Here is a 25,601-nt window from a genome sequence, read left to right as displayed (position 1 = left end):
TCCTGACTCAGCCCTTGCGCGAGCCGATCTTCGGCTCGCTACCCGCCATCAGGCGTTGCAGGTTTGGCCAGTGCTTGCCAACCAGGGCCATGGCGATGATGCCGACGGTGACCACCATGCCGTTGTTTCCCCATAGCATGAAGGCATAGACCGGGGCTGCCGTGGCGGCGACGAGAGCGGCCAGCGACGAATAGCGCAGCACCAGCGCGATGAACAGCCAGGTGGCCAGCGTCGCCAGGCCCAGCCAGGGGTCGATCGCCAGCAGCACGCCGGCAGCCGTGGCCACGCCCTTGCCCCCTTTGAAGGCGAGGAACACGGGGTACAGGTGGCCGAAAAAGACGGCCAGGGCGACGAGTCCGACCGTGGCGGAAGCCAGACCGTACTCCGGTCCGTAGCGGCTGGCCAAGAAGACGGCCAGCCAGCCCTTGGCCACATCGCCGATCAGGGTGAATATCGCCGCGCCCTTGTGGCCACTGCGCAAAACGTTAGTCGCGCCGGGGTTCTTCGAACCGTAGCTGCGCGGGTCGGCAAGGCCGAAAACGCGGCTGGCGACCAGCGCGAAGGGAATGGAACCCAGGAGGTAGGCCGCGAGAATGGCGGCAAGGGTGATCAGCAACGGTGGCATCCGGTGTAAACGGGTGGTTGATGGGCCTCTGGGTTAGAATGCCAGGATTGTCGTCACTGGGGATTTCGCGCCCGACGGCCCATTCTACACCGACACGACGCCCTCCCGCATGGACATCATTTTCATCGACGACCTTCGCGCCTCCACGCTGATCGGCATCTACCCGCGCGAAAAAGCGATGCCCCAGACGATAGAAATCTCGCTGCGGATCGGCACCTCGACGGCCAGCGCCGGCGCTAGTGACGACATTCGCGATACGATCGACTACGCGGTGGTGGTGGACCGCCTGCGTGCCGAACTCGCCGCCAGACACTTCAATCTCCTCGAACGCCTTGCCGAATACGTGGCCACCTTGCTGCTCGAGGAGTTCGGTGCCACCTGGGTGCGCGTCTCGATTGCCAAGCTCGGCATGATGCGCGGCGTGCAGCGCGTCGGCGTCGTCATCGAGCGCGGCGCGGCAGCGTGATTCGGGGTCCGGTCGTCGCCCCGCGGCATGTCGGTGGGAACTCGCCAGGCAAATGCCCTGGCGCATCCAGACAGGCTCGGAGAACGCGGCGTTGCGGCAGCTCGCGCGCCGCGCGGCCGCTAGCCGCCTACTGCCGCGCTGTCAGCCCCCGCCGCTGGCAGGCGGCGCTGGTGGGCGCTGCTCCGGCATGCGCACATCGAGTTCTCTGGCCTTGGCGTCGGAAATGATTTCGAGCAGGTTGACGACCTTCTTCACGTCACTCGTCGTTCGCGCCACCTGGATCGCCGAGTCCGCTTCGCGCTGGGTCACCAGACCGAGAAGATAGACGACGCTCGCCTCGGTTACCACCTTGACGTGCACCGCGCTGAACTTGCCCGAGTCGACGAAGCGGCTCTTCACGCGCGTCGTGATGTAGGAATCGTTGCTGCGCGTCGAGAATGAGGTCACCGGGGCAACGGCGAGTTCGTTGTACACGCCCTGCACCTGAGGTATGCCGGCAACGATACGTTCGATTTCTCCCTTGACCTCTTCGGACGGCACCTCGCCAGTAACGAGCACCCTGCGGTTGTAGCTGGTGAAGTTCAGATGCACGTTGTCGCTGAACTTCTCGCCGACACGCGAGCTGGCTTTCCATTCGACGGTTTCATCGTCGGTCTGCGTCCCGAGTGATCGACGATCCAGGGTCGCCAAGGCACCACCGCTAACCGCGCTGGCGGCGACGACCGGCAGGCAGCCCTGCAGCATCGGCAGCGCGGTGGCGCCGAGAAGCAGACTGGCGGCAAGAGCTTTTCTCATTCTTCAACTCCCATGAGCAGGCAATCAATTCCATCGCAAAGGCAGTGGATGGTGAGCAGATGCGTCTCCTGAATGCGCGATGTGCGCTCGGCAGGAACGCAGATGTGGACGTCCGTCTCTTGCAGGATATCGGCGATGGCACCGCCGCCCTTGCCGGTCAGCGCGACGACGCGCAGATCGTTGGCGTGCGCGGCAGCGATCGCTTCGATGACGTTTGGCGAGTTCCCCGAAGTCGAGATCGCCAGCAGGACATCTCCGGGCTGGCCGAGTGCGCGCACCTGCTTGGCGAACACCATTCTGTAGCCGTAGTCGTTGGCGATGGCCGAGATGATCGAGGTGTCGGTGGTCAACGCAATCGCCGCCAGTTCGTGGCGCTCCACCTCGAAGCGGCCGACCAGTTCGGCGGCGAGGTGCTGCGCGTCGGCGGCCGAACCGCCATTGCCGCAGGCGAGGATCTTGCCGTTGTTGAGAAGGCTGCCGACCATTGCCTCGATCGCCTGCGCAATCGGCAGAGCCAGTAGTTCGATGGCGTCGAGCTTGGTCTGTGCGCTATCCCGAAAATGCTCGCTGACACGCTTGATCAAGTCCATGGATTGGGGTTCGGGGATGGGAAGTGGCCGGATTCTACCATCAGAGAATCAGGAATACCTCGAACTCGACACGGCGCCAGGGATCGGGATCCTCGCGCAGGCGCGAAACCCGAGCCTCGAGCTTCTCGCCATCGTCGAGCGCTCTGGCGACGGCACGGTTCTCGGCGCGCGGCACATAGCCGAGCTGACGACCCTGCCATTCGACGCGGACCGCCTTGCGGTCATGGCGGTTTTCGGGCTCGCGAATCAGGGTCAGGCGATCGCCGAGCCGGATCTGCGGCCACACCTCCGCTACGGCGTAGAACTGGCTGCCGGCGAGCGGTGAACTTTGTACGAGAATCTTCACCGTCTCGGCGGCAGCCGATGCGCTTATGCCCAGCAGCAACCCGAGAGCCAGGGCAAGCCTAGCAAAACGCATCACGCAACCATTCGACGGCGGCTTCGGACAAGCCATCGAGCAAGATGCAGTCGAAGCGGCAGTCGGCCTCACCAAGCGCGTGCATGGTCAGATAATGCTGCGCGGCGAGGACGATACGACCTTGTTTGCGCGCGGTGATGCTGGCGGCCGCACCGCCATAGCTGGCGTTGCGGCGCAGGCGCACTTCGACGAAAACCAGCACGCGTCGTTCGCGGCAGATCAGATCGACCTCACCGCCCCGGCAGCGATAATTGCGCGCCAACACCCGCAGACCTTGTCGCTCGAGGAAACGCGCAGCCAGGTCCTCAGCGATCATGCCATCACTGACGCGATGTCGGGCTTGCCCGGTCGTGCTATCGTTGCCGCTCATTTGCCAGCTGATCGCCATGACAGAAGAATCCACCGCATTATATGTGGTTGCCACCCCGCTCGGCCATCTCGGCGACATGACGGCGCGGGCGATCGAGGTCCTGCGCCGGGTGCCCTGGGTAGCCGCCGAGGACACGCGCCACAGCGCGCCCCTGCTGAAACATTACGGGTCGCGTGCGCGTCTGCTGGCGGCACACCAGCACAACGAGGAGAGCGCTGCCGAACAGGTCATGGCGCGACTCTCGGCTGGCGAATCCGTGGCGCTGGTCGTCGATGCCGGTACACCGGCGATATCCGATCCGGGTGCGCGCCTGGTGGCGCGCGTGCGCGCCGCTGGCCATCGCGTCGTTCCTCTGCCCGGCGCCTGCGCGGCGATCGTCGCGCTGTCGGCCGCGGGCCTCAGCGAAACCCACTTCCTCTTCTACGGCTTTCTGCCGACCAAGGCGGGGCAACGTGCGCAGGTCCTGCGTGAACTGGCCCCACTGCCCTGGGCACTGGTCTTCTACGAGGCGCCGCATCGCATCCTCGACAGCGTCGCTGCGCTGGCCGCTGCCTTTGGACCGGCGCGAACGGTGGTCCTGGCGCGCGAACTGACCAAACTGTTCGAGAGCATTCATTCGTGTCGGCTCGGCGAAGCACACGACTGGCTGCTGGCGGATGCCGACCGGCAGCGCGGCGAGTTTGTGGTCCTCGTCTCCGGCGCGCCGGCCGCGACGGACAACGCCGAGGGCGAGCGGGTGTTGGCCTTGCTGCTCGACGAGGGGCTGCCTGTCAGTCAGGCGGCGCGACTGGCGCAGGCCATCACCGGTGCGGGGAAGAAGACCCTGTATCAAATGGCGTTGCGGGCGCGCCCCGTGCCCGGCGACGACGAGGAAAGCGCCACCTAGTCGCTACCCATTCGCCATCCCAAACATCACCGGACTCCTTCCACACCGCAAGCCGCGTCTCGCAGACGCCGGGCACGACGCAGCGCGGTGCGGCGCGCGCCGGCGCGCTGACCAGCGTCGAAATCATCTAGAATTCGTCCATCACCTTTGCCGGGCTCGAGCATGCAGATCACGATCACCCGTCCGGACGACTGGCACCTCCATCTACGCGATGGCGAGGCGCTGGCCGCCGTCCTGCCGCATACGGCGCGCCAGTTCGCGCGGGCCATCGTCATGCCCAATCTGCGCCCGCCGGTGACGACCGTCGCCGCCGCCGGTGACTATCGTGCGCGCATCCTGGCCGCTTTGCCGCCGGGAATGGCGTTCGAACCGTTGATGACGCTGTACCTGACCGACAGGACGCCGGTCGACGAGATCCGGTGTGCCGCGGAGTGTGATTTCGTGCACGCGATCAAGCTGTACCCGGCCGGAGCAACGACCAACTCCGACTCGGGAGTCACCGATCTCGACCACTGTTCGGCGGTGCTTGCCGAGATGGAAAAGCTCGGCTTGCCGCTACTCGTGCACGGCGAAGCGACCGACCCGGCGAGCGACGTCTTCGACCGCGAGAAGATTTTCATCGAGCGCGTGCTGCAGCCCCTGCTGGCGCGTCACCCGGCGCTGAAAGTCGTCTTCGAGCACATCACGACCAGCGACGCCGCCGATTTCGTCGCCGCTTGTGGACCCACCGTCGCAGCAACGATCACCGCGCACCACCTGCTCTACAACCGCAACGCGATCTTTGCCGGCGGTATCCAGCCGCATTACTACTGCCTGCCGGTCCTCAAGCGCGAGCAGCATCGACTGGCCCTGCTGCGTGCGGCCACTTCGGGCAGCGAGAAGTACTTCCTCGGCACCGATTCCGCACCGCATGCAAGGACAGCAAAGGAAACCGCGTGCGGCTGTGCCGGCTGCTATACGGCACACGCGGCGCTCGAACTCTACGCCGAAGCCTTCGCGTCGAACGGCGCGCTGGATCGTTTCGAGGCCTTCGCCAGTTTCAATGGCGCCGATTTTTATGGCTTGCCGCGCAATACCGGCAAGGTGACGCTGGAAAGATGCGATTGGCTGACACCGGAAGCCTTTCCCTACCTCGGCGACGACACACTGGTGCCTTTGCGCGCCGGCGAACTGTTGCACTGGAAGATGCTCGGCTGAGATCACGCGTCGGAATTCGTTTGAGGAGACTCGCCGTGCCGCGGAACACCCTGTTGCCCCTGCTTCTGCTGCTCATGTTGCCAATACTGGCGGCCTGTTCCGACCAGCGGGCGGCCCTGGAGTTCGGATCGCCCCAGCATTCGCTGACGCTGATTCGCGTGCAGAATTTCTTCTGGGACAAGACCGCCCGCTACTCGATCGTCGCCGCCCGCATGCCCGAGTGCCAGCGTCGGCACGAACTCGGATCCGCCGGCAGCGAGAGCAAGGTCGAGGTGTATGCACCGGGTAACGACGCCTGGATTCTCAAGCAGGGAAAACGCCTGTTTGTCGTCGAAACGCGCACCTGTGAAGGCTTTGCCAAGCTCGAAGGCGACCCGGAGGGCGGCATGGGCCCGCTGCAGGGAAGTTTCCAGATGCGCAATGGCACCCTGACCTTCGTCGCCGCAGCGCAGGGCGAAACGGCAAACCAAGCGGCCGCGCCTGCGGCACAGTGAGCCAACGAGGCTTTCCTTCGCCGGGCGGCCTGTTCGCCCCACTATCGCCGCTGCTCGAGCGGATTGCATTTGCGCCCGACCTCGCTGCCCTCGCCGTCCTGAGTTCGACGCACCGCGTGCAGACGCGTAGTGGCCGGCGCGTCTCTTTCCTGCCGCCAGCGACCGATGGCCTCGACTACGAAACGCGCATCTGGACACGTGGCGAAGTGGCTACACGCCCCGACAACTGGCACGATTTCTTCAATGCACTCGTCTGGCTGACGTTTCCGCACGCCAAAGCGGTGCTCAACGCGCGTCATGTCGAGGCGCTGGCGGCGGACGCTACCCCAGGCCGCAGCGGCCGCGGTCACGATCGCGACGCGATGACGCACTTCGACGAATGCGGCGTCATCGTCGTCGCTTCCGATCCTTCGCTGCTGGCCCTGCTGCGCGGCTTCCAATGGCAGAAATTGTTCTGGGAGCGCCGGCTTGATCTCGGTCGGTCGCTGCGCTGCTTCGTCTTCGGCCATGCGACCTACGAGCAACTGCTGCAGCCGTTTCGCGGCCTGACGGCCAAGGGCGTGCTCTACGAGGCGACCGAAGACTGGTTCCGCCGGCCGCTGGCAGCACAACTGACCGACCTCGACCAGCGCCTGTCCAGCGAACTGGCTGCCGGTGACCACCGGGATCCGCGCGCCTTTCACCCGCTGCCCTTGCTTGGCCTGCCAGGCGTCACGCCCGATAGCGAGAACCCCGCCTACTACGCCGACCGCTGGCAATTCCGGCCGGGTCGCAGCAGACGGGGCGTATAATCCGCTTGGGAAGTCGGCCAGGCAGCCGCTGGGCAAGAGGTGAAAACCTGGCGCCGAGAGGAAAGTCCGGGCTCCACAGAGCAGGATGCCGGTTAACGACCGGGCACCGCGAGGTGACGGAAAGTGCAACAGAAAACAGACCGCCGATGTCCTGGCTCAGGCAACTGACCAGAGCAGGTAAGGGTGAAACGGCGAGGTAAGAGCTCACCGCGTTCGTGGTAACACGAACGGCACGGCAAACCCCATCTGGAGCAAGGCCAAATAGGGAAGCGTGGGCGTGGCTCGCGCTGCTTCCGGGTAGGCTGCTTGAGCGTGCTGGCAACAGTACGCCTAGAGGAATGGCTGTCCACGACAGAACCCGGCTTATCGGCCGGCTTCCCACCTTCCCCGCCCGTCGGCAGCGATCGCTGCCGACTCTTCACCTCGTTCTCCCGCCAATTCGACTCCGCCCGGGCCGCCAGCCGCCAGCCCATGGCCCTCGCATGCCCCTTGCGCACAGGCCCAGCCGTCAATCATAAGAAGCTACTTTTAACACCGCCTGTTACTCATTGTTTTTTAAACTTAACTTATTTTAGCGGCAGTTCGCGAATCACGCATAAGTGCTTGTCGTCATTGGAAAAATCCGGTGCAGACCTATTGCTTTGCCAGACTCTTTGTCTTAAAGTGGATATTAGTGGTAGAAAGTGGGGGCATTTGCCTTCCTCGCCCAAGAGTGCAAGGGACGATTTGTTGTGATGTTTCAGGGTGCGGCTGCGTTAAGTCTGGATGCCAAAGGCAGGATCGCCGTTCCGGCGCGCCATCGGGAGCCGCTCGTCTCGGCCTCCGAAGGGAGACTGGTGCTTACTGCGCATCCGCATCGCTGCCTGCTGCTCTACCCCGAGACGGCATGGGAACCGATTCGCGACAAGGTCCTGGCGGCCTCGAGCCTCAATCCGCGATCGGCATTGATCAAGCGCTTGCTGGTCGGTCACGCCCGTGAAGAGGAAATGGACGCGACAGGCCGCCTCCTGATCGCACCGGAGTTGCGCCAGTTTGCGCAACTCGATAAACAGGTCTGGCTGGTCGGTCAGGGCAGTCACTTCGAGATCTGGTCAGACGCGGGCTGGCAGCAGCAGCAGGAAGCGGTCTTCGCGCTCGGCGACCAGTTGTTGCCCGCAGACCTCGAGGACCTGGCACTGTGAGCCAGGAGTCGCCGCACCAGACCGTTCTGTTGCAGGAGGCGGTGGAGGCCCTGGCCATCAAACCGGCAGGAACTTACGTGGACGGCACCTTCGGGCGTGGCGGGCATAGTCGGGCCATCCTGCAGCGCCTGGGTACGGGTGGTCGCCTGCTGGCCTTCGACCGTGACCCGCAGGCGGTGGCCATGGCCAGTGGCGAAACGGATGCGCGACTGCTGGTAATGCATGAGCGCTTCGGCGATCTGGCGGACGCACTGCGGCGAGCGGGCTGCGCAGTCGAGCAGGGCATCGACGGCGTGCTGCTCGATATTGGTGTCTCGTCGCCGCAACTCGATGAGCACGCGCGGGGCTTCAGCTTTCGTGGCGACGCGCCGCTCGACATGCGCATGGACACGACGCAGGGCGAGACAGCAGCGCAATGGCTAGGACGAGCCAGCGAGCAGGAGATCACGGAGGTCATTAGGAACTATGGTGAAGAACGGTTTGCTTTCCAGATTGCAAAGAAGATTGTGGCTGCTCGGGGAGAGCGGTCGGTTGCAACCACGGGGGAGCTGGCCGCGCTCGTACGCCAGACCGTGCGGACCCGTGAGCCCGGCCAGGACGCGGCGACGCGTACCTTTCAAGCTCTACGGATTCATATCAATCAAGAACTCGAACAACTCGCGCTAGTGCTGCCGCAGGCCATGACCGTGCTCAAGGCAGGAGGGCGCCTGGTGGTCATCAGCTTCCACTCGCTCGAAGACCGAATCGTCAAACGCTTCCTGCGCGACGAGGCGGCGCCTGACCGTTTGCCGCGAAAGCTGCCTCTGCGCGCGGCGGATCTGCCGCCGCCGCGACTTCGTCTGATCGGCAAGCCGGTCAGAGCGAGCGCCGCCGAGATTGCGGCCAACCCGCGGGCGCGCAGCGCGATCATGCGCGTCGCCGAGAAGCTGGCCAGAAAGGCCGCCTGAGATGGTTCGCCTGAACGTGTTCCTCCTGATTGCTGCCGTCGTCTGTGGCCTCGGCGTGGTGACGTCGCAGCACAAGGCGCGCAAGCTCTTCCAGGCACTCGAGGTGGAGCAGGAGCGGGCGCGCCAGCTCGAGGTCGAGTTCGGGCAGCTGCAGCTCGAGCTTTCGACCTGGGGAACCGCACCGCGGATCGAAAAGATTGCTCGCGAAAAGCTCAAGATGCGTACGCCGGAAACAGAGAAGGTGACCACCTTGACGCCGGCTGGAGGGCTTCCACGATGATGCGCTTCAAGGGAAAGGTGGCACACAAGTTTGCCGAGAGTCCGCTGCTGCAACTCAGCCTGCCGCCCTGGCGGTCGCGACTGATGGCCTTGATGATCCTCGGCTCTTTCGCGGTGTTGATTGGCCGCGCGTTCTATCTGCAGATCCTCAACAACGATTTCCTGCAGGAAAAGGGCGAGTCGCGTTACCGGCGCGACATCGAGATCAGCGCCTCGCGTGGACGGATTGCCGACCGCCATGGCGACGTGCTGGCCATCTCGACGCCGATGAAGTCGATCTGGGCGATTCCGCCCGCCACGACACTGACCAGCGAGCAGAGCAAGCAATTGGCCGCCCTGCTCGAAACGGACCCCAAGCAGCTGTCACGCAAGCTCGACACCGAGAAGACTTTCGTCTTCCTGCGTCGCCAGATACCGCCCCCGGTGGCCGAGCAGGTCGCCGCGCTGAAGCTTCCCGGCATCGGCCAGAACAAGGAGTATCGCCGCTTCTATCCGACCGGAGAAATGACCGCCCACATGGTGGGTTTCACCGGCGTTGACGACAAGGGACTGGAGGGCGTCGAGCTTGCCTTTCACGGCCAATTGCTGGGCGAGCCGGGTAGCCGCAGCGTCATCAAGGACCGCCGCGGGCAAATTGTCGAAGATGTCGGTTCGATCAAGCCGCCGCAGGACGGCAAGGACATTCGTCTGGCGCTCGACTCGAAGATCCAGTATCTGGCCTACAGTCAGTTGAAGCAGGCCATCGCCGACAACAACGCCAAGGCCGGCGGGGTCGTCGTGCTCGACGTCCGGACCGGCGAGATCCTGGCACTGGCCAACTGGCCAACCTATAACCCGAACAATCGCGAGAACCTGTCCGGCAGCCAACTGCGCAATCGTGCGGTCACCGACACCTTCGAGCCAGGCTCGACCCTGAAGCCGTTCACGATCGCCCTGGGGCTGGAGAACGGCAAGGTCCGCTCGGATACCATCATCAACTGCGCACCGGGCCGCCTGACCATCGGCAACGCGACGATCTCCGACGCCCACCCGCACGGCGCGCTGTCGGTCGCCGAGGTGATCCAGAAGTCGTCGAACGTCGGTGCAGCCAAGATCGCCGCCATGCTGCCCTATCAGAAGATGTGGGAGATGTTCGACGACGTCGGCTTCGGACAGCTGCCGCGCCTCGGCTTCCCCGGCGAAGTCAGCGGCCGGCTAAGGCCATGGAAAAACTGGCGTCCGATCGAGCAGGCAACGATGGCCTACGGCCACGGTATTTCGGTTTCGCTGATTCAGTTGGCGCGCGCCTATTCGGTATTTGCGCGCGACGGCGACCTGGTGCCGCTGTCGCTGACGCGGGCAGACTCTTCGCTGCCCCACGGCGCCAGCGTGTTCAGCCCGAAGACGGCACGCGAAGTTCGCGCCATGCTCGAAATGGCCGTCCTGCCCGGCGGCACGGCTCCGAAAGCGCAGATCCCCGGCTACCGTGTTGCCGGCAAGACCGGCACCGCGCACAAACTTGCCGGCGGCCGCTACGCGAACAAGTATGTATCCTCCTTCGTCGGTTTTGCACCAGCCTCGGATCCGCGCCTGATCGTCGCGGTGATGATCGACGAGCCGAGCGCCGGCAAGCACTACGGCGGCGATGTCGCGGCGCCCGTGTTTGCCTCGGTGATGGGCAGTTCCCTGCGCACGCTCGGGATTGCGCCGGACGCGCCGCTGGTCGTCGCGCAAAGCCCGAAGACCCCGACAAGCAAGGCCAGACTGTGAGGGCCGTGGCAAGTCCTGCGCGTAGCGAGGCCGATACGGCCGCCCTGCAGCGGCTGGCAACCCTCGGCGTCGTACCCGGTGGGGTGACCGACGACAGCCGCCAAGTGCGCCCGGGCGACCTCTTCCTGGCCTACCCCGGCGATGTGGCCGACGGTCGCCGCTACATCGCCGAGGCAATTGCCAACGGCGCCGTTGCCGTCTTCTGGGAACCGGCTCCGGCCGGCACGCCTGATTTTGCCTGGAACCGCACATGGCAGGTCGCCAATCTCGCGGTGGCTGGCTTGCGAGAGCTTTGCGGGCCTCTGGCCAACGCCATCTACGGGCGACCGAGCGAGCGCCTGTCGCTGATCGCCGTCACCGGTACCAACGGCAAGACCAGCGTCAGCCAGTGGATTGCCGCCACCCACCCGCGCCGCTGCGCCGTGATTGGCACGCTGGGCGCAGGTATGCCCGGCCAGTTGGTGGAAACCGGTTTCACCACGCCGGCAGCGACGACCCTGATGCGCTATCTGGCCAGCTTTGCCCATGACGATGCCCAGGCATGTGCGCTCGAGGCCAGTTCGATCGGCATTGCCGAGGGGCGCCTCGACGGGGCCCGCGTCGACGTAGCGGTGTTTACCAACCTCACCCGCGATCACCTGGATTACCACGCAACGATGGCCGCCTATGCGCAGGCCAAGGCAAGACTCTTTGCCTGGCCAAGACTGCGCCTGGCGGTGAGCAATCTCGATGATCCCTTCGGGCGTGAACTGGCCGCCCTGAGCACCGCGACCAAGGTCATCGGCTATACGCAGCAGGCAGGCGCCGACGACCGGCAAGGGACGATCCGGGCCGAGAACATCGAGGAAACGATCGACGGGCTGCGTTTTCGTCTCTGCGCGCCCAACGGTCGTGCCCTCGTCGAGAGCGGGCTGCTCGGCCGCTACAACGTCTCCAACCTGCTGGCGGTTGCCGCCGTGCTGATCGACGCCGGCCTGACGCCCAAGGCCGTCGCGGAACGTTTCGCGCAGTTGAGCTCGCCGCCGGGTCGTCTCGAAAAGATCGGCGGCCACAACGAGCCGTTGGTGATCGTCGACTACGCGCATACCCCCGATGCCCTGGAAAGTGCCCTCATGGCGCTGCGCCCGGTGGCCAATGCGCGCGGCGCCGGTCTGGTCGTCATCTTCGGCTGTGGCGGCGATCGGGATCGCGGCAAGCGACCCCTGATGGCAGCGGTTGCCGCCCGCCACGCCGATCGCGTCGTGTTGACCAGCGACAATCCACGCAGCGAAAACGAGCACGCCATCCTCGCGGACATTCTCGCCGGGGCGCCGACGGCGCTGGTCATCGCCGATCGCGGCGAAGCGATTCGTCGCACCTTGCTTGCGGCACATCCCGCCGACGTTGTCCTGATCGCCGGCAAGGGGCACGAGCCGTACCAGGAAATCGCCGGCGTCCGGCGTCCGTTCTCGGACGGCGCGCAGGCGCGCGCCGCGCTGGCCGACCGCCAGGAACCGGCCCAGTGAGCGCGATGATGGATCTTCTTGCTGCCGCCCGCGCCACCGCCGGCAAGGTCCTCGGTGCAAACGCCACCTTCTCCGGGGTATCGACCGACTCCCGCAGCATTGCCGCGGGCGAGTTGTTCGTCGCCCTGCGCGGCGAGAACTTCGATGGTCACGACTACGTCGCAGCGGCCAAAGCCCGTGGCGCCGCCGCAGCGATCGTCGCGACCGACGCCGCAGAGGGTCTGCAGGCGCTGTCGTTGCCACTCGTCCAGGTCGCCGAGACGCGACTGTCGCTGGGCGCCCTGGCCGCCGACTGGCGAGGCCGGTTTGCGCTGCCGCTGCTGGCCGTGACCGGCAGCAACGGCAAGACGACGACCAAGGAGATGATCGCCAGTATCCTGAAGGCCGCCTACGGCGAGGCGGTGCTCGCCACGCAGGGCAACTTCAACAACGACATCGGCCTGCCGCTGACCCTGCTCAGGCTGAACGCGACGCATCGCGCGGCGATCATCGAGTTAGGGATGAATCATCCGGGCGAGATCGCGTATCTGGCCGGCATCGCCCGCCCGACGGTCGCGCTGGTGACCAATGCGCAGCGTGCGCACCTCGCCGGCATGGGCTCACTGGAAGCGATTGCTGCCGAAAAGGGCAGCATCTACACGGGTCTCGATGAAACCGGCGTGGCGGTGTTCAATGCCGATGACCCCTGGGCCAAGCTGTGGCGTAGCCAGTGCCGTGGCCTGAGGATGATGACTTTCGGCTTCGAACAGGCCGCGGACGTCACCGGGAAGTTTCATCTGCACGGACTGGAAAGCCGCCTCAGCCTGTTCGCGCCGGATGGCCAGGCCGACGTCGTGCTGGCGCTGCCGGGGCAGCACAATGCCCGCAATGCCCTGGCCGCGGCGACGGCCGCGCTGGCCGCCGGGATTTCTCTCACCGCGGTACAGGCCGGCCTGAGCGCCTTTCGCGGACTCAAGGGGCGCCTGCAGCGGCGGACCGCCTTGCATGGCGCCGTGCTGCTCGACGACACCTACAACGCCAATCCCGACTCCGTACGCGCGGGAATCGACGTCCTCGCGGCAACGATTGGCAAGAAGATACTGGTACTCGGCGACATGGGTGAAATCGGGGAAATGAGCGCTCAGTTTCATGACGAGATCGGTGGTTACGCCAAGAGCCAGGGAATCGATCTTCTGCTGGCGCTGGGTGAGGCGAGTGCGCTGGCCGCCCACAACTTCGGGAGCGGCGGCGAACATCACCACAGCATCGACCGTCTGGTCGCGAGCCTGACCGCGGAACTGACGCCGGAGACGACCGTCCTCGTCAAGGGATCGCGCTTCATGCGCATGGAACGTGTCGCCGACGCGCTTGCCGTTCCCTCAGCCGCGGAGGGCGAGTGATGTTGCTGCTGCTCGCCCAATGGCTGGCACAGGAAGTGCGCGCCTTCAATGTCTTCAATTACATCACCCTGCGCACGGTGCTCGCGGCGATGACGGCGCTGATCATTTCCTTCATTGCCGGCCCTGGCGTGATCCGCTGGCTGGCCGCCAAGAAGATCGGTCAGGCGGTGCGCAACGACGGCCCGCAAACCCACCTCGTCAAGTCCGGAACGCCGACCATGGGCGGCGCGCTGATCCTGATCGCCATCGCCACCACGACGCTCCTCTGGGGTGACCTCACCAACCGCTACGTGTGGATCGTCCTGATCGTCACGCTTGGCTTCGGCGGCATCGGCTGGTATGACGACTGGCAGAAGGTCGTGCACCGCAACCCACGCGGCTTGCCGGCCCGCTGGAAATACATCTGGCAGTCGGTGATCGGTCTCACGGTAGCGCTCTACCTGGGGCTGACGGCCACCGGCCCGGCACAACTGGAATTGATCGTTCCCTTCTTCAAGACCGTCTCCTATCCGCTCGGAATCTTCGGCTTCATTGTCCTGAGCTATCTGGTCGTCGTCGGCACCAGCAATGCGGTCAACCTCACCGATGGCCTAGATGGTCTGGCGATCATGCCGACGGTCATGATCGCCGCGGCGCTGGCCATTTTCGCCTATGTTGCCGGCAATTCCGTGTATGCCAAGTATCTGCTCCTGCCGTACATCCCGGGCGCCGGCGAACTGGCCATCTTCCTCGGTGCGATCGCGGGTGCCGGCCTCGGCTTTCTCTGGTTCAACGCCTATCCGGCGGAAGTCTTCATGGGCGACGTCGGGGCATTGGCGCTCGGCGCAGCCCTCGGCACGGTCGCGATCATCGTGCGCCAGGAGATCGTGCTGGCGATCATGGGTGGTATCTTCGTCGCCGAAACGCTGTCGGTCGCCGCGCAGGTGCTTTACTACAAGTTCACGGGTGGCCGGCGAATCTTCCGCATGGCACCGCTGCACCACCACTTCGAGCTGGGCGGCTGGAAAGAGACGCAAGTCGTCGTCCGCTTCTGGATCATCACCATCATGCTGGTGCTGGTCGGTCTGTCCACCCTGAAACTGCGCTGAGATGGAACTTGCCGGCAAACTGATCCTCGTCATCGGCCTCGGCGAAAGCGGCCTGGCAATGGCCCGCTGGCTGGCGCGGCAGGACGCGCACGTGCGCGTCGCCGACAGTCGTCCGGCGCCGCCGCAGGCCGACGCGCTGCGTGCCGCGGTACCTGCTGCAGATCTGTGCGTCGGTCCATTCACCGCGGAGGCTTTCGCCGGCGTTGATCTGATCGCGATTTCCCCCGGCGTGCCGGTACAGGAAGCACTCGTTCAGGCGGCGGTGGCCCGTGGCGTGCCGCTGGTCTCCGAGATCGAGCTGTTCGCCTGGGGAATCGGCGGACTGACGCCGCGGGCCAGAGTGATTGCGATCACCGGCAGCAACGGCAAGACGACGACCACCGCCCTGGTCGGCGCCCTGTGCCGGGCGGCCGGCCGCCGGACGGCGGTTGCCGGCAACATCGGCCCGGCGGCACTCGACGCGCTGATGAGCGCCATCGATGGAAGAAGCCTACCCGAGCTTTGGGTCCTCGAACTGTCCAGCTTTCAGCTCGAAACAACGCATTCCCTGGCTGCCGACGCCGCCGCCCTGCTCAATCTCTGCGAGGACCACCTCGACCGCTATCTGGACATGGACGACTACACGGCCAGCAAGGCGCGTATTTTCCAGGGCAACGGCGTCATGGTCCTCAACCGCGACGACGCTCGCAGCCTGGCGGCAGGACGCCCCGGCCGCCGGATGGTGACCTTCGGCCTCAATCCGCCGCCCCGCCCGTGCGACTACGGAGTCGTGGACGGCTGGATCGTGCGCGGCGATGACCGGCTGGTCGCCTGCAGCGAACTTCAACTGGTCGGTAGTCACAACGCCGCCAACGCCATGGCCGCGCTCGCCTTGTGCGAGGCGGCAGGCATTGATCTGGCCAGCGTGCTGCCGGCCCTCGTGGCGTTCAAGGGTCTTGCGCATCGCGTCGAATGGGTTGCCGAGATTGACGGCGTTGCCTACTTCGACGATTCGAAAGGCACCAATGTCGGCGCCACACTGGCCGCGCTGCAGGGCCTGGGCCGGCCAGTGGCGATCATCCTTGGCGGCGATGGCAAGGGGCAGGATTTCGCGCCCCTGCGGCCGGCACTGGACGCGCATGCGCGCGCGGCCGCGCTGATCGGGCGCGACGCGCTGGCGATGGCCGCCATCCTGGAGGGCTGCCAGGTTCCACTGCAGCATTGCGTCGACATGGCCGAAGCCGTACGCTGGTGTGCTGCCCAGGCGCGCGCGGGTGACGCCGTGCTGCTCTCGCCAGCCTGCGCCAGCATGGACATGTATCGCAACTACGAGCACCGCGCCGAAGCATTTGTCGACGCCGTTCGTCGCATCGAAAGGGAGGCCGCCTGATGTTGCGAGCCCTCGACGCACCGCGTCGCCTGCCTGCGGAAATCGACCTGGCACTCCTCTGGAGCACCCTGGCGCTGCTCGTCATCGGCATGGTCATGGTCTACTCGGCATCGATGGCCACGGCCGAAGCGGGACGCCTGACCGGCAATCAGCCTGCCTACTTCCTGGTTCGCCATGCCGTTTTTCTGGCCATCGGCCTGGTGGCCGCCGCCGTGGCTTTCCAGGTGCCCCTGTCAACGTGGCAACAGTGGTCGCCGTGGCTTTTCGTCGGCGGCTCCCTGCTGCTGGCGCTGGTGCTGATTCCGGGTATCGGTCGCGAGGTGAATGGCGCGCGCCGCTGGCTACCCCTGGGCATCGTCAATCTGCAGCCGTCCGAGTTGATGAAGCTGTTTGCCGTTCTCTATGCCGCGGACTACACCAGCCGCAAGATGCCGCACATGCATGACCTGAAGAGAGCGTTCCTGCCACTGGCCAGTGCGATGGTAGCCGTGGGTATCCTGCTGCTCAAGGAACCCGACTTCGGCGCCTTTGTGGTGATCATTGCCATTGCCATGGGCATTCTTTTCCTCGGCGGCATGCGCGCTCGCCTTTTCGTCGTGCTGATTTTCGTGCTGGTGGCTGCTTTCGCCGCGCTGATCATCATTTCCCCCTACCGCCGCGATCGTATCTTCGGCTTCATGGACCCCTGGGCTGACGCTTTCGGTCGTGGCTATCAGCTGTCGCACGCGCTGATCGCGTTCGGCCGGGGCGAGTTGCTCGGCGTCGGTCTCGGCGCGAGCGTCGAAAAGCTCTTCTACCTGCCGGAGGCGCATACCGACTTCCTGCTCGCCGTCATTGCCGAAGAACTGGGCTTTGTCGGTGTTCTGACCGTGATCGTGCTGTTCGGCCTCCTGATCCAGCGCGCCTTCGCGATCGGCCGTCAGGCAGTCGCCCTCGACCGCCTCTACTCGGCCCTGGTGGCGCAAGGGATAGGCGTGTGGATGGGCGTGCAGGGCTTCATCAACATGGGCGTCAACACGGGGCTGCTGCCGACCAAGGGCCTGACACTGCCCCTGATGAGTTTTGGCGGCTCGGGAATTCTCGCCAACTGCGTGGCGGTGGCCGTACTCCTGAGAATCGATTGGGAGAATCGCCAGTTGATGCGGGGAGCCAAGGTATGAGGAGGGTCTGCGCTTGCCGACTGCTGGCGCCGGCGCCCACCGGAGGTGACTCGTGAGCAAGACCCTGCTGGTCATGGCGGGAGGTACCGGCGGCCACGTATTTCCTGGCCTCGCGGTGGCCGACCTGCTCAGGAGCCGCGACTGGAAGGTCGTCTGGATGGGAGCGCCCGACGGTATGGAGGCCAGGCTCGTCCCGGCACGCGGCTACGAAATGGCCTGGGTGCGCTTTGCTGCTTTGCGCGGCAAAGGCCTCTTGCGCAAGCTGCTGCTACCCTTTCACCTGTTCTCGGCATGCTGGCAGGCGCGGCGGGAAATCCGCCGGGTCAGCCCGGATGTCGTCCTCGGCATGGGTGGCTACGTGAGCTTCCCGGGTGGCATGATGGCAGCGCTGCTCGGTTGCCCACTGCTCATCCATGAGCAGAATTCGATTGCCGGCCTGGCCAACCGCGTGCTCGCGCGAGTCGCCGACCGGGTGGCCTGCGGTTTTCCCGATGTCCTCCCGAAAGGCATCTGGGTCGGCAATCCGCTGCGTCCGGAAATGACCCGGCTGCCGCCACCGACAACGCGTCTCGCCGATCGCCAGGGGCCGGTTCGTTTGCTCGTCCTCGGCGGCAGCCAGGGGGCGAGTGCGCTGAACGACGTCGTTCCCCGGGGTCTGGCGCTGATCGATGCCGACGCGCGGCCCCAGGTTGTCCATCAGGCCGGCGAAAAGCACCTGGAGGCACTGCAGCACAACTATGCCGCGGCCGGGGTGCAGGCGCACTGCGCCGCGTTCATCGAAGACATGGCCGGGGCCTACGAATGGGCGGACCTGGTCATCTGCCGGGCCGGGGCTCTGACCGTCGCTGAACTTGCGGCGACCGGTGTGGCGAGCGTATTGGTGCCGTTTCCATACGCCGTCGACGACCATCAGACGGCCAACGCCCGGTTTCTGTCACTGGCTGGCGGAGCCGTCCTGCTGCCGCAGGCGGAATTGACGCCGGAGACGATCAGCCGGCTCTGCCACACCCCTGTCGGTCAGCTGCGCGCAATGGCCGAAAAGGCGCGCGAGATGGCCAGACCGGAAGCCACCGAGGAAGTGGCGCGAATGTGCGAGGAGCTCGCGAAGTGAAACACAAAGTCAAGAACATCCACTTCGTGGGCATAGGCGGTGCCGGGATGAGCGGCATCGCCGAGGTGTTGGCCAACCTGGGCTTCGTGGTCAGCGGTTCGGATCTCGCCGACAACTCCGCTACCCGGCGCCTCGCGGCGCTCGGCGTGCGTACCGTGATCGGACATGCCGCGGCGAACGTCAACGGCGCGGACGCGGTCGTCGTCTCCTCGGCGGTAAGGGCCGACAACCCCGAAGTCATCGCCGCGCGCAGTCGCCAGGTGCCCGTCGTCCCAAGGGCTCAGATGCTGGCCGAGCTGATGCGGCTCAAGCAGGGGATCGCTGTCGCCGGCACGCACGGCAAGACGACGACGACCAGTCTGGTGGCGTCGATTCTCGCCGCCGGCGGCATGGACCCGACTTTCGTCATCGGTGGCCGGCTCAACGCCGCCGGGGCCAATGCCTGCCTCGGCTCCGGCGATTTTCTGGTAGCCGAGGCCGACGAGTCCGACGCCTCTTTCCTTTTTTTGTCGCCAGTGATCTCGGTGGTTACCAATATCGATGCCGACCACATGGAGACCTACGGCCACGATTTCAACCGCCTCAAGCAGGCTTTCGTCGAATTCCTGCAACGACTGCCCTTCTACGGCGTCGCCGTGCTCTGCGCCGATGACGCCAACGTCCGTGAAATCATGCCGCAGGTCAGCAAACAGATCGTCACCTACGGTCTCGACCCGGCAGCCAACTTCTACGCCGAGAATGTGACGGCCGAAGGCGGCCAGATGCGTTTCGATTGTGTGCGGGTCAACGGCTCAGTCAGTCGCCTGCCGGTCACCCTCAACCTGCCCGGACGACACAATGTGCTCAATGCGCTGGCGGCAATCGCCGTCGCCAGTGAGGTAGGCGTCGCCGATGACGCGATCCTGAAGGCGCTGACGGATTTCCGTGGTGTCGGTCGGCGCTTCCAGCGCTACGGAGAGATCGCACTCGCCGATGGTGGTTGCTTCACCCTGGTCGACGACTACGGACATCATCCGGTCGAAATGAGCGCGACCCTCACCGCCGCGCGTGGCGCCTTTCCCGGTCGTCGCCTGTTGCTGGCCTTCCAGCCGCACCGCTATACCCGCACACGCGACCGTTTCGAGGATTTCGTGAAGGTCCTCAGCGGCGTCGACGCACTGGTATTGACCGAAGTCTATGCCGCCAGCGAGCAACCGATCGTTGCCGCCGACGGTCGGGCGCTGGCCCGCGCCTTGCGCGTCGCCGGCAAGGTGGAGCCGGTCTTCGTCGAGAGCATCGGCGACGTGCCGCAGGCAATCCTGGATATCGTCCGTGACGGCGATGTGGTCATCACGATGGGCGCCGGTTCGATCGGCGGTATTCCCGGCAAGCTTCTCGCCTGCTAGGATGAAATGATGAACGTACGCGACTTCGGAAAGGTGGCAGTACTCTTCGGCGGCCGCTCCGCCGAACGCGAGGTGTCGCTGAACAGTGGTTCTCGCGTTCTGGCGGCCTTGCGGCGCCAGGGTGTCGACGCGCACGCGTTCGATCCGGCAGAGCGGCAGCTCGACGACCTGGCGGGCTTCGCGCGGGCCTTCATTGCATTGCATGGACGCTACGGCGAGGACGGCACCATCCAGGGCGCGCTTGAATTGATGGGCATTCCCTACACTGGCAGCGGCGTCATGGCTTCCGCGCTGGGGATGGACAAATGGCGAACGAAGTTGCTCTGGCAGGCCGCCGGCCTGCCGGTTCCACCTTATCTCATGCTCGACGACGCGACCGACCTCGCCGCCGTGGAAGCGGCTCTCGGGCTGCCACTGTTTGTCAAGCCGGCCTGCGAAGGCTCGTCGATCGGTATCACGAAAGTCAAACGCCCGGGAGAACTGGCAGCGGCGCGCGCCGAAGCCGCCCGCCACGACTCGCTGGTGATCGCCGAACGCGCGATCCTGGGCGGCGAATACACCGTCGCCATCCTGGGCAACGCGGCGCTGCCGATCATCAAGATCGAGCCGAGCAACGAATTCTACGACTACGAAGCCAAGTACCTGCGTGACGACACCGCCTACCGCTGCCCTTGTGGCCTCACGGAAACCCGTGAGAGCGAACTTCGCCAACAGGCGCTGGACGCTTTTCGCGTCCTTGGGGGCCGCGGCTGGGGACGCGTCGACTTCCTGCTCGACCAGGCGGCAGCGGCTGGCGGCGGTGCAGCCTACTTTCTCGAAGTGAATACCTCGCCAGGAATGACCGACCACTCGCTGGTGCCCATGGCAGCGCGCGCCGCAGGCATGAGCTACGACGATCTGGTCGTCCGCATACTGGCACTTGCCACGCTGGGATGAGCAATGTGGCACAAACCGCGCTTGATGACAGCCGTTTCCGACCTGCTCTTGCTGGCCGGCGGAGTCGCCTTGCTGGTTGCCGCAGTGATCTGGGGAGCACCGCGCTTGCGGCTCTTTCCGCTGAACGAGGTGCTGGTGACGCACGAGTTGCGCGAGGTTCGGCACAGCGATGTGCAACAAGTGCTGTCGGCGCTGCTGCACGGCAACTTCTTCACGGTCAGTCCGGAAGCGATTCGCCTGTCTCTCGAGCAGTTGCCATGGGTGCGTCGTGCCGAGGTGTGGCGCAAATGGCCGGCACGCATCGAGGTCCGCATCGAGGAACAGCAGGCGGCTGCGCATTGGGGCGATGGACAAGGGGAACTGGTCAACACCTTCGGCGAGGTCTTCTCTGCCCCGCTGACGCGCGAGCAACCGCTACCCCGGCTCAGTGGCCCGACCGGGTCGGCCGGCGAGGTTCTCCGTCGTTACGCGGAGTTTGCGCAGTTGTTGAAGCCAGTCGGTGTCCTGCCGGCGCACGTGGCCTTGTCGCCGCGGCTGGCGTGGCTGTTGAAGATGGAGAATGGAATGCTGGTTGAGTTGGGTCGCGAGCAGGCGAAAGCGCCGATCCGCGTCCGCCTGCAGCGCTTCGTCGAGTACTATCCGAGCCTGTCGGAAACACGCCATGGGCGGCCGATAGCGGTGGACATGCGGTATCCGAACGGTTTCGCGCTGCGCTTTCCGGCCAGTGCGGTTCAAGAAGTCAAAGGAAAGAAATGAGCAGGGATAGCAAGGATCTGATTGTCGGACTCGACATCGGCACATCGAAAATCGTCGCACTGGTCGCCGAGCTCACACCCGAGGGGCGAGTGAATGTGATCGGCATGGGGTCGCAGGAATCCAAGGGACTGAAGAAGGGCGTCGTGGTCAACATCGAGGAGACCGTCGCCACCATCTCGCGCGTGCTGCAGGAAGTGGAACTGATGGCCGACTGCAAGGTTCGTGACGTGTATACCGGCATCGCCGGTAGCCACATCCGCAGTTTCAACTCCAACGGCATGGTCGCCATCAAGGACAAGGAAGTCACGACGATGGACGTCGAGCGGGTGATCGAAACCGCGCGCGCAATGCCGATTCCAGCCGATCAGGAAATCCTGCACATCCTGACCCAGGAATTCATCATCGACGACCAGGACGGCATCCGTGAGCCGATCGGCATGAGCGGCTTTCGCCTCGAGGTGAAGGTACACATCGTCACCGGCGCCGTCTCGGCGGCCCAGAACATCGTCAAGTGCGTACGCCGTTGCGGCCTGGAGGTCAACGACCTCGTGTTGCAGCCGCTCGCCTCGAGCCGGGCCGTCCTTTCGGAGGACGAGAAGGACCTCGGGATCTGCCTGATCGACATCGGCGGTGGCACCACCGACCTGGCGGTCTGGACGCAGGGCGCGATCCGGTACACCTCGGTGATCCCGATCGCCGGCGACCAGATCACCAACGACATCGCGATGGCTCTGCGTACGCCAACGCGCGAGGCGGAAGACATCAAGCGCACCTATGGTTGCGCGGTAGCCCATCTGGCCGACCCGGAAGAGGTGCTCGACGTTGCCGGTGTCGACGATCGCCCGTCGCGCAAGCTATCGCGGCGCGCGCTCGCGGATGTGATCCAGCCGCGCGTCGAGGAACTCTTCGAGCTGATTCAGGCGGAGTTGCGCCGCTCGGGCTTCGAGGACGTACTGTCGTCGGGCATCGTGCTCACCGGCGGGGCCTCGGTGATGCCGGGAATGATCGAACTTGGCGAGGAGATCTTTCACATGCCGGTACGTCTGGGCGTTCCCAAGTATCAGGGCGCCCTGGCCGACGTGGTGCAGAGCCCCCGCTTCGCTACCGCCTGCGGTCTCTTGCTCGAGGCGCAGACACAACGCAAGCGCGGCCTGAAAGTACGCGAGACGCGAGACGTGAAACAGGTATTCGGGCGCATGAAGTCATGGTTTGAAAAGAATTTCTGATCCGATGACAGGTAGCAGTCAACAACTTTCCCCCAGTTATCAACAAGCTTTTTGCAGAGGAGACGACAATGTTTGAAATTATCGACACAGAGCAGGGATCGGGCGATATGGATACGGTGATCAAGGTGATCGGCATCGGCGGCGCCGGTGGCAACGCCGTCGATCACATGATCCGGGAAGGCGTCAACGGCGTGGACTTCATCGCCGCCAATACGGACTCCCAGGCGCTCGGCCGCAGCATTGCCGTTCAGAAACTGCAGTTGGGCAAGACCGGGCTGGGTGCCGGAGCCAAACCCGAAGCCGGCCGCAGCGCAGCAATGGAAGAACGCGAAGCGATCGCCGAATCGCTCAGGGGCGCCCACATGGTCTTCATCACCGCCGGCATGGGCGGCGGCACGGGTACCGGCGCCGCACCGATCGTTGCCGAAGTCGCCCGCGAGCTCGGAGTCCTCACCGTGGCGGTGGTCACCAAACCCTTTGGCTTCGAGGGCAAGCGGTTGAAGGTCGCGGAAGTCGGTATCGGTGAATTGCAGAAACATGTCGATTCACTGATCGTCATCCTCAACGACCGGCTGATGGACGTTCTCGGCGACGACGTGTCGATGGACGAGGCGTTCAAGGCGGCCGACAACGTCTTGCGCAACGCCGTCGGCGGCATTGCCGAGATCATCAACTTCCCGGGCCTGGTGAACGTCGACTTCGAGGACGTGCGTACGGTGATGGGCGAGATGGGCATGGCGATGATGGGTTCGGCAAACGCCGCCGGCGTCGACCGGGCACGGATTGCCGCCGAGCGCGCCGTCGCCTCACCGCTTCTCGAAGGCGTCAACCTGTCTGGCGCCAAGGGCGTGCTGGTCAACATCACCGCCACCCGTTCCCTGAAGATGAAGGAGGTGAATGAAGTGATGAATACCGTCCGCGCCTTCGCGGCTGAGGACGCCCACATCATCTTCGGCGCCGTCTATGATGAAGGAATGGCCGAGGACATTCGGGTGACGGTGGTGGCGACCGGGCTCGGCCAGGCGCAAGCCAAACGCCAGACCTTTGAAGTGATCAACAGCTCGCTGACCCAGGCAACCGGAACGGACAGCCGTTTCGGCCACAGCCAGAACATCGACTACTCGAGCCTCGACCAGGTTCCGGCGATCGTCCGCAAGGGCCGCAGCGCAACGGTCGAAGCGCTCGCCAACAGTGGTGTCGATCGCTATGACATTCCCGCGTTCCTGCGCAAGCAGGCCGACTGAGCCGCACTGCCAGCAACTCTTCGGCTGGAATTGGCGGGTTCCGGGGCAGCTCGAGCTGTGCTAGAATCCGTCGATTCCACAGTTTATTCAGACACATGTTAAAGCAGCGAACACTCAAGGCCGTGGTCCGTGCGGCTGGCGTCGGCCTGCATTCCGGCGTCAAGGTGACGATCAGCCTGCGCCCGGCCGCACCCGACACGGGCATCGTTTTCCGTCGTGTCGATCTTGAAGCGGTGGTTGACGTGCCAGCCAGGGCCCAACTGGTCGGCGACACGCGCATGTGCTCGTGTCTGGAGTATGGCGGCGCCAGAGTGGGCACCGTCGAACACCTGATGTCGGCGTTCGCCGGCCTCGGTATCGACAACGCCTTCGTCGACCTCGATGCCGCCGAATTGCCAATCCTCGACGGTTCGGCTTCGCCCTTCGTCTTCCTCATTCAGTCTGCCGGCATCGAGGAACAGCCGGTGGCGAAGAAATTCATCCGCGTCAAGCGCCCGATCGAAGTCGCCGAGACGGATGCCTCGGGCGACAAATGGGCTCGCCTCGATCCCTACAACGGCTTTCGCCTCGCTTTCTCGATCGGCTTCAATCATCCGGCGATCGACCGCACGGGGCAGTCGGTGACCATCGACTTCGCCGAGCAGTCGTATGTTCGCGAAGTGGCGCGAGCGCGCACCTTCGGCTTCATGCAGGAGGTGGAATGGTTGCGCGAGAACGGCCTCGCGCAGGGCGGCGGTCTCGAAAATGCGGTCGTCCTCGACGAGTACCGCGTCCTCAACGCCGACGGGCTACGTTACAACGATGAGTTCGTCAAGCACAAGGTGCTCGACGCCATCGGCGACCTCTACCTCCTCGGTCACCCGCTACTGGCCTCGTTCGTCGCCCACAAATCGGGACATGCGCTCAACAATCTGCTGGCCCGCGAACTGCTGGCCAGCCCCGATGCCTGGGAGTACGTCACTTTCGAAGACCACGAGCAGGCACCCAAGTCCGTCCTCAGTTGGCTCGCGTTGCCGGTCTTCTGACGAAATGTGGTTGCTGCGCTTGCTGGCGGTCCTCACGGTGATCGCCGTGGGTTGCGGCATCGCGGCCTTCCTCCTGACCCGGGACTCGCGCTATCTGCAGTTCTCCTGGCGACTGTTTCGCTATTCTCTGGTGATCGCGCTACTGGTTTTCGCGCTGATGATCATCGAGCGAGTGGCCATCATTCCTCTCTAGCCGAGCGCGCCAGGAGACCCTCCAGGGCTCGGCGCAACGGCGAGGTGGGCAGCGAACTGCTCAACGCCGTCAACTCCGCGCTGGTTCTCACGCTCAGCGGCTTGTGGGCCGGCGCCCGCGCGGGCTCGCGCTGGTCACGCGCCTGCACCTTGACCTGGACGCCGCTGCATTCGATGCCGCGCTGCGACAGCTGGTCGACCAGCGTCGGCGCCATCTGACGCAACTTGGCAGCGATCGCACCGCTGTCGGCGTGGATGACGACAACCCCCGACTTGAAGTTGGCCACACGGCTTGCCCGCGCGAGATGCGTCGGCGCAATCTCCGCATAGAGACCGGCCAGCCTGATCAACAGTCTGGCGTGCACCAATACCTTGCCGGCGCCCTCGCTGTCTTGCAGGTAGTTCTCGAGCAGATCGGCCATCGTCGAATTCAGGGA

28 protein-coding genes and 1 other RNA gene are annotated in these 25,601 nt (G+C 64.8%); 23 read left to right on the top strand and 6 right to left on the bottom strand.

The features are described 5' to 3' along the window. Window positions 1–7: 7 nt before the first annotated feature. On the bottom strand, window positions 8–625 hold the full coding sequence (gene plsY, locus CAP2UW1_RS02955) for a glycerol-3-phosphate 1-O-acyltransferase PlsY (protein WP_015765188.1): 618 nt from the start codon (window positions 623–625) through the stop codon (window positions 8–10). A gap of 109 nt (window positions 626–734) precedes the next feature. On the opposite strand from plsY, the gene CAP2UW1_RS02950 reads away from it, so the two are divergent. Next, window positions 735–1,091, top strand: coding sequence for a dihydroneopterin aldolase (locus tag CAP2UW1_RS02950; protein ID WP_015765187.1), 357 nt, complete (start codon window positions 735–737; stop codon window positions 1,089–1,091). A gap of 141 nt (window positions 1,092–1,232) precedes the next feature. Here CAP2UW1_RS02950 and CAP2UW1_RS02945 read toward each other — a convergent pair whose 3' ends face one another. Genes CAP2UW1_RS02945 through CAP2UW1_RS02930 form a run of 4 tightly spaced genes read right to left on the bottom strand, consistent with a single transcriptional unit; the run spans window position 1,233 to window position 3,282 of the window. Then, complete coding sequence (locus tag CAP2UW1_RS02945) at window positions 1,233–1,886, bottom strand: BON domain-containing protein (protein WP_015765186.1); 654 nt, start codon at window positions 1,884–1,886, stop codon at window positions 1,233–1,235. Then, window positions 1,883–2,476: a phosphoheptose isomerase gene (locus CAP2UW1_RS02940; protein ID WP_015765185.1), complete on the bottom strand. Its 594-nt coding sequence runs from the start codon at window positions 2,474–2,476 to the stop codon at window positions 1,883–1,885. Before CAP2UW1_RS02940 ends, CAP2UW1_RS02945 begins: the two co-directional genes overlap by 4 nt. A 40-nt stretch (window positions 2,477–2,516) precedes the next feature. Further along, window positions 2,517–2,894 carry an HIRAN domain-containing protein gene (locus CAP2UW1_RS02935; protein WP_015765184.1) on the bottom strand — a complete coding sequence of 126 codons (378 nt, stop codon included), beginning with the start codon at window positions 2,892–2,894 and terminating at the stop codon, window positions 2,517–2,519. Beyond that, window positions 2,881–3,282: a YraN family protein gene (locus CAP2UW1_RS02930; protein WP_015765183.1), complete on the bottom strand. Its 402-nt coding sequence runs from the start codon at window positions 3,280–3,282 to the stop codon at window positions 2,881–2,883. Before CAP2UW1_RS02930 ends, CAP2UW1_RS02935 begins: the two co-directional genes overlap by 14 nt. On the opposite strand from CAP2UW1_RS02930, the gene rsmI reads away from it, so the two are divergent. The 22 genes from rsmI to CAP2UW1_RS02825 all read left to right on the top strand — a co-directional run bounded on the left by rsmI (window position 3,281) and on the right by CAP2UW1_RS02825 (window position 25,165). Beyond that, window positions 3,281–4,150 (top strand): 16S rRNA (cytidine(1402)-2'-O)-methyltransferase, encoded by an 870-nt coding sequence (gene rsmI / locus CAP2UW1_RS02925; protein WP_049778509.1) that lies wholly within the window; start codon window positions 3,281–3,283, stop codon window positions 4,148–4,150. The genes CAP2UW1_RS02930 and rsmI overlap by 2 nt on opposite strands. 162 nt (window positions 4,151–4,312) lie before the next feature. Next, on the top strand, window positions 4,313–5,347 hold the full coding sequence (gene pyrC, locus CAP2UW1_RS02920; RefSeq protein WP_015765181.1) for a dihydroorotase: 1,035 nt from the start codon (window positions 4,313–4,315) through the stop codon (window positions 5,345–5,347). Between the two features lie 35 nt (window positions 5,348–5,382). Continuing rightward, window positions 5,383–5,841: a hypothetical protein gene (locus CAP2UW1_RS02915; RefSeq protein ID WP_015765180.1), complete on the top strand. Its 459-nt coding sequence runs from the start codon at window positions 5,383–5,385 to the stop codon at window positions 5,839–5,841. After that, entirely contained in the window at window positions 5,838–6,632 is a 795-nt protein-coding gene (locus CAP2UW1_RS02910; protein ID WP_015765179.1) for a DUF3025 domain-containing protein, read from the top strand. Before CAP2UW1_RS02915 ends, CAP2UW1_RS02910 begins: the two co-directional genes overlap by 4 nt. Before the next feature lie 9 nt (window positions 6,633–6,641). Continuing rightward, window positions 6,642–7,014, top strand: an RNA gene (gene rnpB, locus CAP2UW1_RS24225) — RNase P RNA component class A. Between the two features lie 352 nt (window positions 7,015–7,366). Continuing rightward, the gene (gene mraZ, locus CAP2UW1_RS02905; protein ID WP_015765178.1) at window positions 7,367–7,813 is read left to right on the top strand and encodes a division/cell wall cluster transcriptional repressor MraZ; all 447 of its coding nucleotides are present in this window, start codon (window positions 7,367–7,369) and stop codon (window positions 7,811–7,813) included. Beyond that, the gene (rsmH, locus tag CAP2UW1_RS02900; RefSeq protein ID WP_015765177.1) at window positions 7,810–8,760 is read left to right on the top strand and encodes a 16S rRNA (cytosine(1402)-N(4))-methyltransferase RsmH; all 951 of its coding nucleotides are present in this window, start codon (window positions 7,810–7,812) and stop codon (window positions 8,758–8,760) included. The genes mraZ and rsmH overlap by 4 nt, the downstream gene beginning before the upstream one ends. 1 nt (window position 8,761) lies before the next feature. Next, complete coding sequence (gene ftsL, locus CAP2UW1_RS02895) at window positions 8,762–9,040, top strand: cell division protein FtsL (RefSeq protein WP_015765176.1); 279 nt, start codon at window positions 8,762–8,764, stop codon at window positions 9,038–9,040. Next, window positions 9,037–10,788, top strand: a complete 1,752-nt coding sequence (locus CAP2UW1_RS02890; RefSeq protein WP_015765175.1) for a peptidoglycan D,D-transpeptidase FtsI family protein — start codon at window positions 9,037–9,039, stop codon at window positions 10,786–10,788. The genes ftsL and CAP2UW1_RS02890 overlap by 4 nt, the downstream gene beginning before the upstream one ends. Further along, window positions 10,785–12,293 carry a UDP-N-acetylmuramoyl-L-alanyl-D-glutamate--2,6-diaminopimelate ligase gene (locus CAP2UW1_RS02885; RefSeq protein WP_015765174.1) on the top strand — a complete coding sequence of 503 codons (1,509 nt, stop codon included), beginning with the start codon at window positions 10,785–10,787 and terminating at the stop codon, window positions 12,291–12,293. Before CAP2UW1_RS02890 ends, CAP2UW1_RS02885 begins: the two co-directional genes overlap by 4 nt. Window positions 12,294–12,298: 5 nt before the next feature. Then, entirely contained in the window at window positions 12,299–13,672 is a 1,374-nt protein-coding gene (locus CAP2UW1_RS02880; RefSeq protein WP_041568077.1) for a UDP-N-acetylmuramoyl-tripeptide--D-alanyl-D-alanine ligase, read from the top strand. Then, window positions 13,672–14,760, top strand: a complete 1,089-nt coding sequence (mraY, locus tag CAP2UW1_RS02875; protein WP_015765172.1) for a phospho-N-acetylmuramoyl-pentapeptide-transferase — start codon at window positions 13,672–13,674, stop codon at window positions 14,758–14,760. Before CAP2UW1_RS02880 ends, mraY begins: the two co-directional genes overlap by 1 nt. Before the next feature lies 1 nt (window position 14,761). Further along, window positions 14,762–16,129, top strand: coding sequence for a UDP-N-acetylmuramoyl-L-alanine--D-glutamate ligase (gene murD / locus CAP2UW1_RS02870; RefSeq protein WP_015765171.1), 1,368 nt, complete (start codon window positions 14,762–14,764; stop codon window positions 16,127–16,129). Beyond that, window positions 16,129–17,289 (top strand): putative lipid II flippase FtsW, encoded by a 1,161-nt coding sequence (gene ftsW, locus CAP2UW1_RS02865; RefSeq protein ID WP_015765170.1) that lies wholly within the window; start codon window positions 16,129–16,131, stop codon window positions 17,287–17,289. The genes murD and ftsW overlap by 1 nt, the downstream gene beginning before the upstream one ends. Window positions 17,290–17,341: 52 nt before the next feature. Continuing rightward, window positions 17,342–18,400: an undecaprenyldiphospho-muramoylpentapeptide beta-N-acetylglucosaminyltransferase gene (murG, locus tag CAP2UW1_RS02860; protein WP_015765169.1), complete on the top strand. Its 1,059-nt coding sequence runs from the start codon at window positions 17,342–17,344 to the stop codon at window positions 18,398–18,400. Then, the gene (gene murC / locus CAP2UW1_RS02855; protein WP_015765168.1) at window positions 18,397–19,785 is read left to right on the top strand and encodes a UDP-N-acetylmuramate--L-alanine ligase; all 1,389 of its coding nucleotides are present in this window, start codon (window positions 18,397–18,399) and stop codon (window positions 19,783–19,785) included. The genes murG and murC overlap by 4 nt, the downstream gene beginning before the upstream one ends. Before the next feature lie 9 nt (window positions 19,786–19,794). Next, complete coding sequence (locus CAP2UW1_RS02850) at window positions 19,795–20,721, top strand: D-alanine--D-alanine ligase (RefSeq protein ID WP_015765167.1); 927 nt, start codon at window positions 19,795–19,797, stop codon at window positions 20,719–20,721. Between the two features lie 3 nt (window positions 20,722–20,724). Continuing rightward, window positions 20,725–21,477 (top strand): cell division protein FtsQ/DivIB, encoded by a 753-nt coding sequence (locus CAP2UW1_RS02845; protein ID WP_015765166.1) that lies wholly within the window; start codon window positions 20,725–20,727, stop codon window positions 21,475–21,477. Next, window positions 21,474–22,703: a cell division protein FtsA gene (gene ftsA / locus CAP2UW1_RS02840; RefSeq protein WP_015765165.1), complete on the top strand. Its 1,230-nt coding sequence runs from the start codon at window positions 21,474–21,476 to the stop codon at window positions 22,701–22,703. The genes CAP2UW1_RS02845 and ftsA overlap by 4 nt, the downstream gene beginning before the upstream one ends. A gap of 68 nt (window positions 22,704–22,771) precedes the next feature. Then, a complete protein-coding gene (gene ftsZ, locus CAP2UW1_RS02835; RefSeq protein ID WP_015765164.1) occupies window positions 22,772–23,947 on the top strand; it encodes a cell division protein FtsZ in 1,176 nt (391 codons plus the stop codon). Window positions 23,948–24,042: 95 nt separating this feature from the next. Further along, on the top strand, window positions 24,043–24,972 hold the full coding sequence (gene lpxC, locus CAP2UW1_RS02830; RefSeq protein ID WP_015765163.1) for a UDP-3-O-acyl-N-acetylglucosamine deacetylase: 930 nt from the start codon (window positions 24,043–24,045) through the stop codon (window positions 24,970–24,972). 4 nt (window positions 24,973–24,976) lie between these two features. Continuing rightward, a complete protein-coding gene (locus tag CAP2UW1_RS02825) occupies window positions 24,977–25,165 on the top strand; it encodes a hypothetical protein (protein WP_015765162.1) in 189 nt (62 codons plus the stop codon). On the opposite strand, the gene CAP2UW1_RS02820 is transcribed toward CAP2UW1_RS02825, so the two are convergent. After that, window positions 25,152–25,586 carry a DUF721 domain-containing protein gene (locus CAP2UW1_RS02820; RefSeq protein WP_015765161.1) on the bottom strand — a complete coding sequence of 145 codons (435 nt, stop codon included), beginning with the start codon at window positions 25,584–25,586 and terminating at the stop codon, window positions 25,152–25,154. The genes CAP2UW1_RS02825 and CAP2UW1_RS02820 overlap by 14 nt on opposite strands. Window positions 25,587–25,601 lie beyond the last annotated feature (15 nt).

It is taken from the genome of Candidatus Accumulibacter phosphatis, from assembly GCF_000024165.1.
GTDB lineage: Bacteria > Pseudomonadota > Gammaproteobacteria > Burkholderiales > Rhodocyclaceae > Accumulibacter > Accumulibacter phosphatis.
This window is presented reverse-complemented; position numbering and strand designations above follow the sequence as displayed.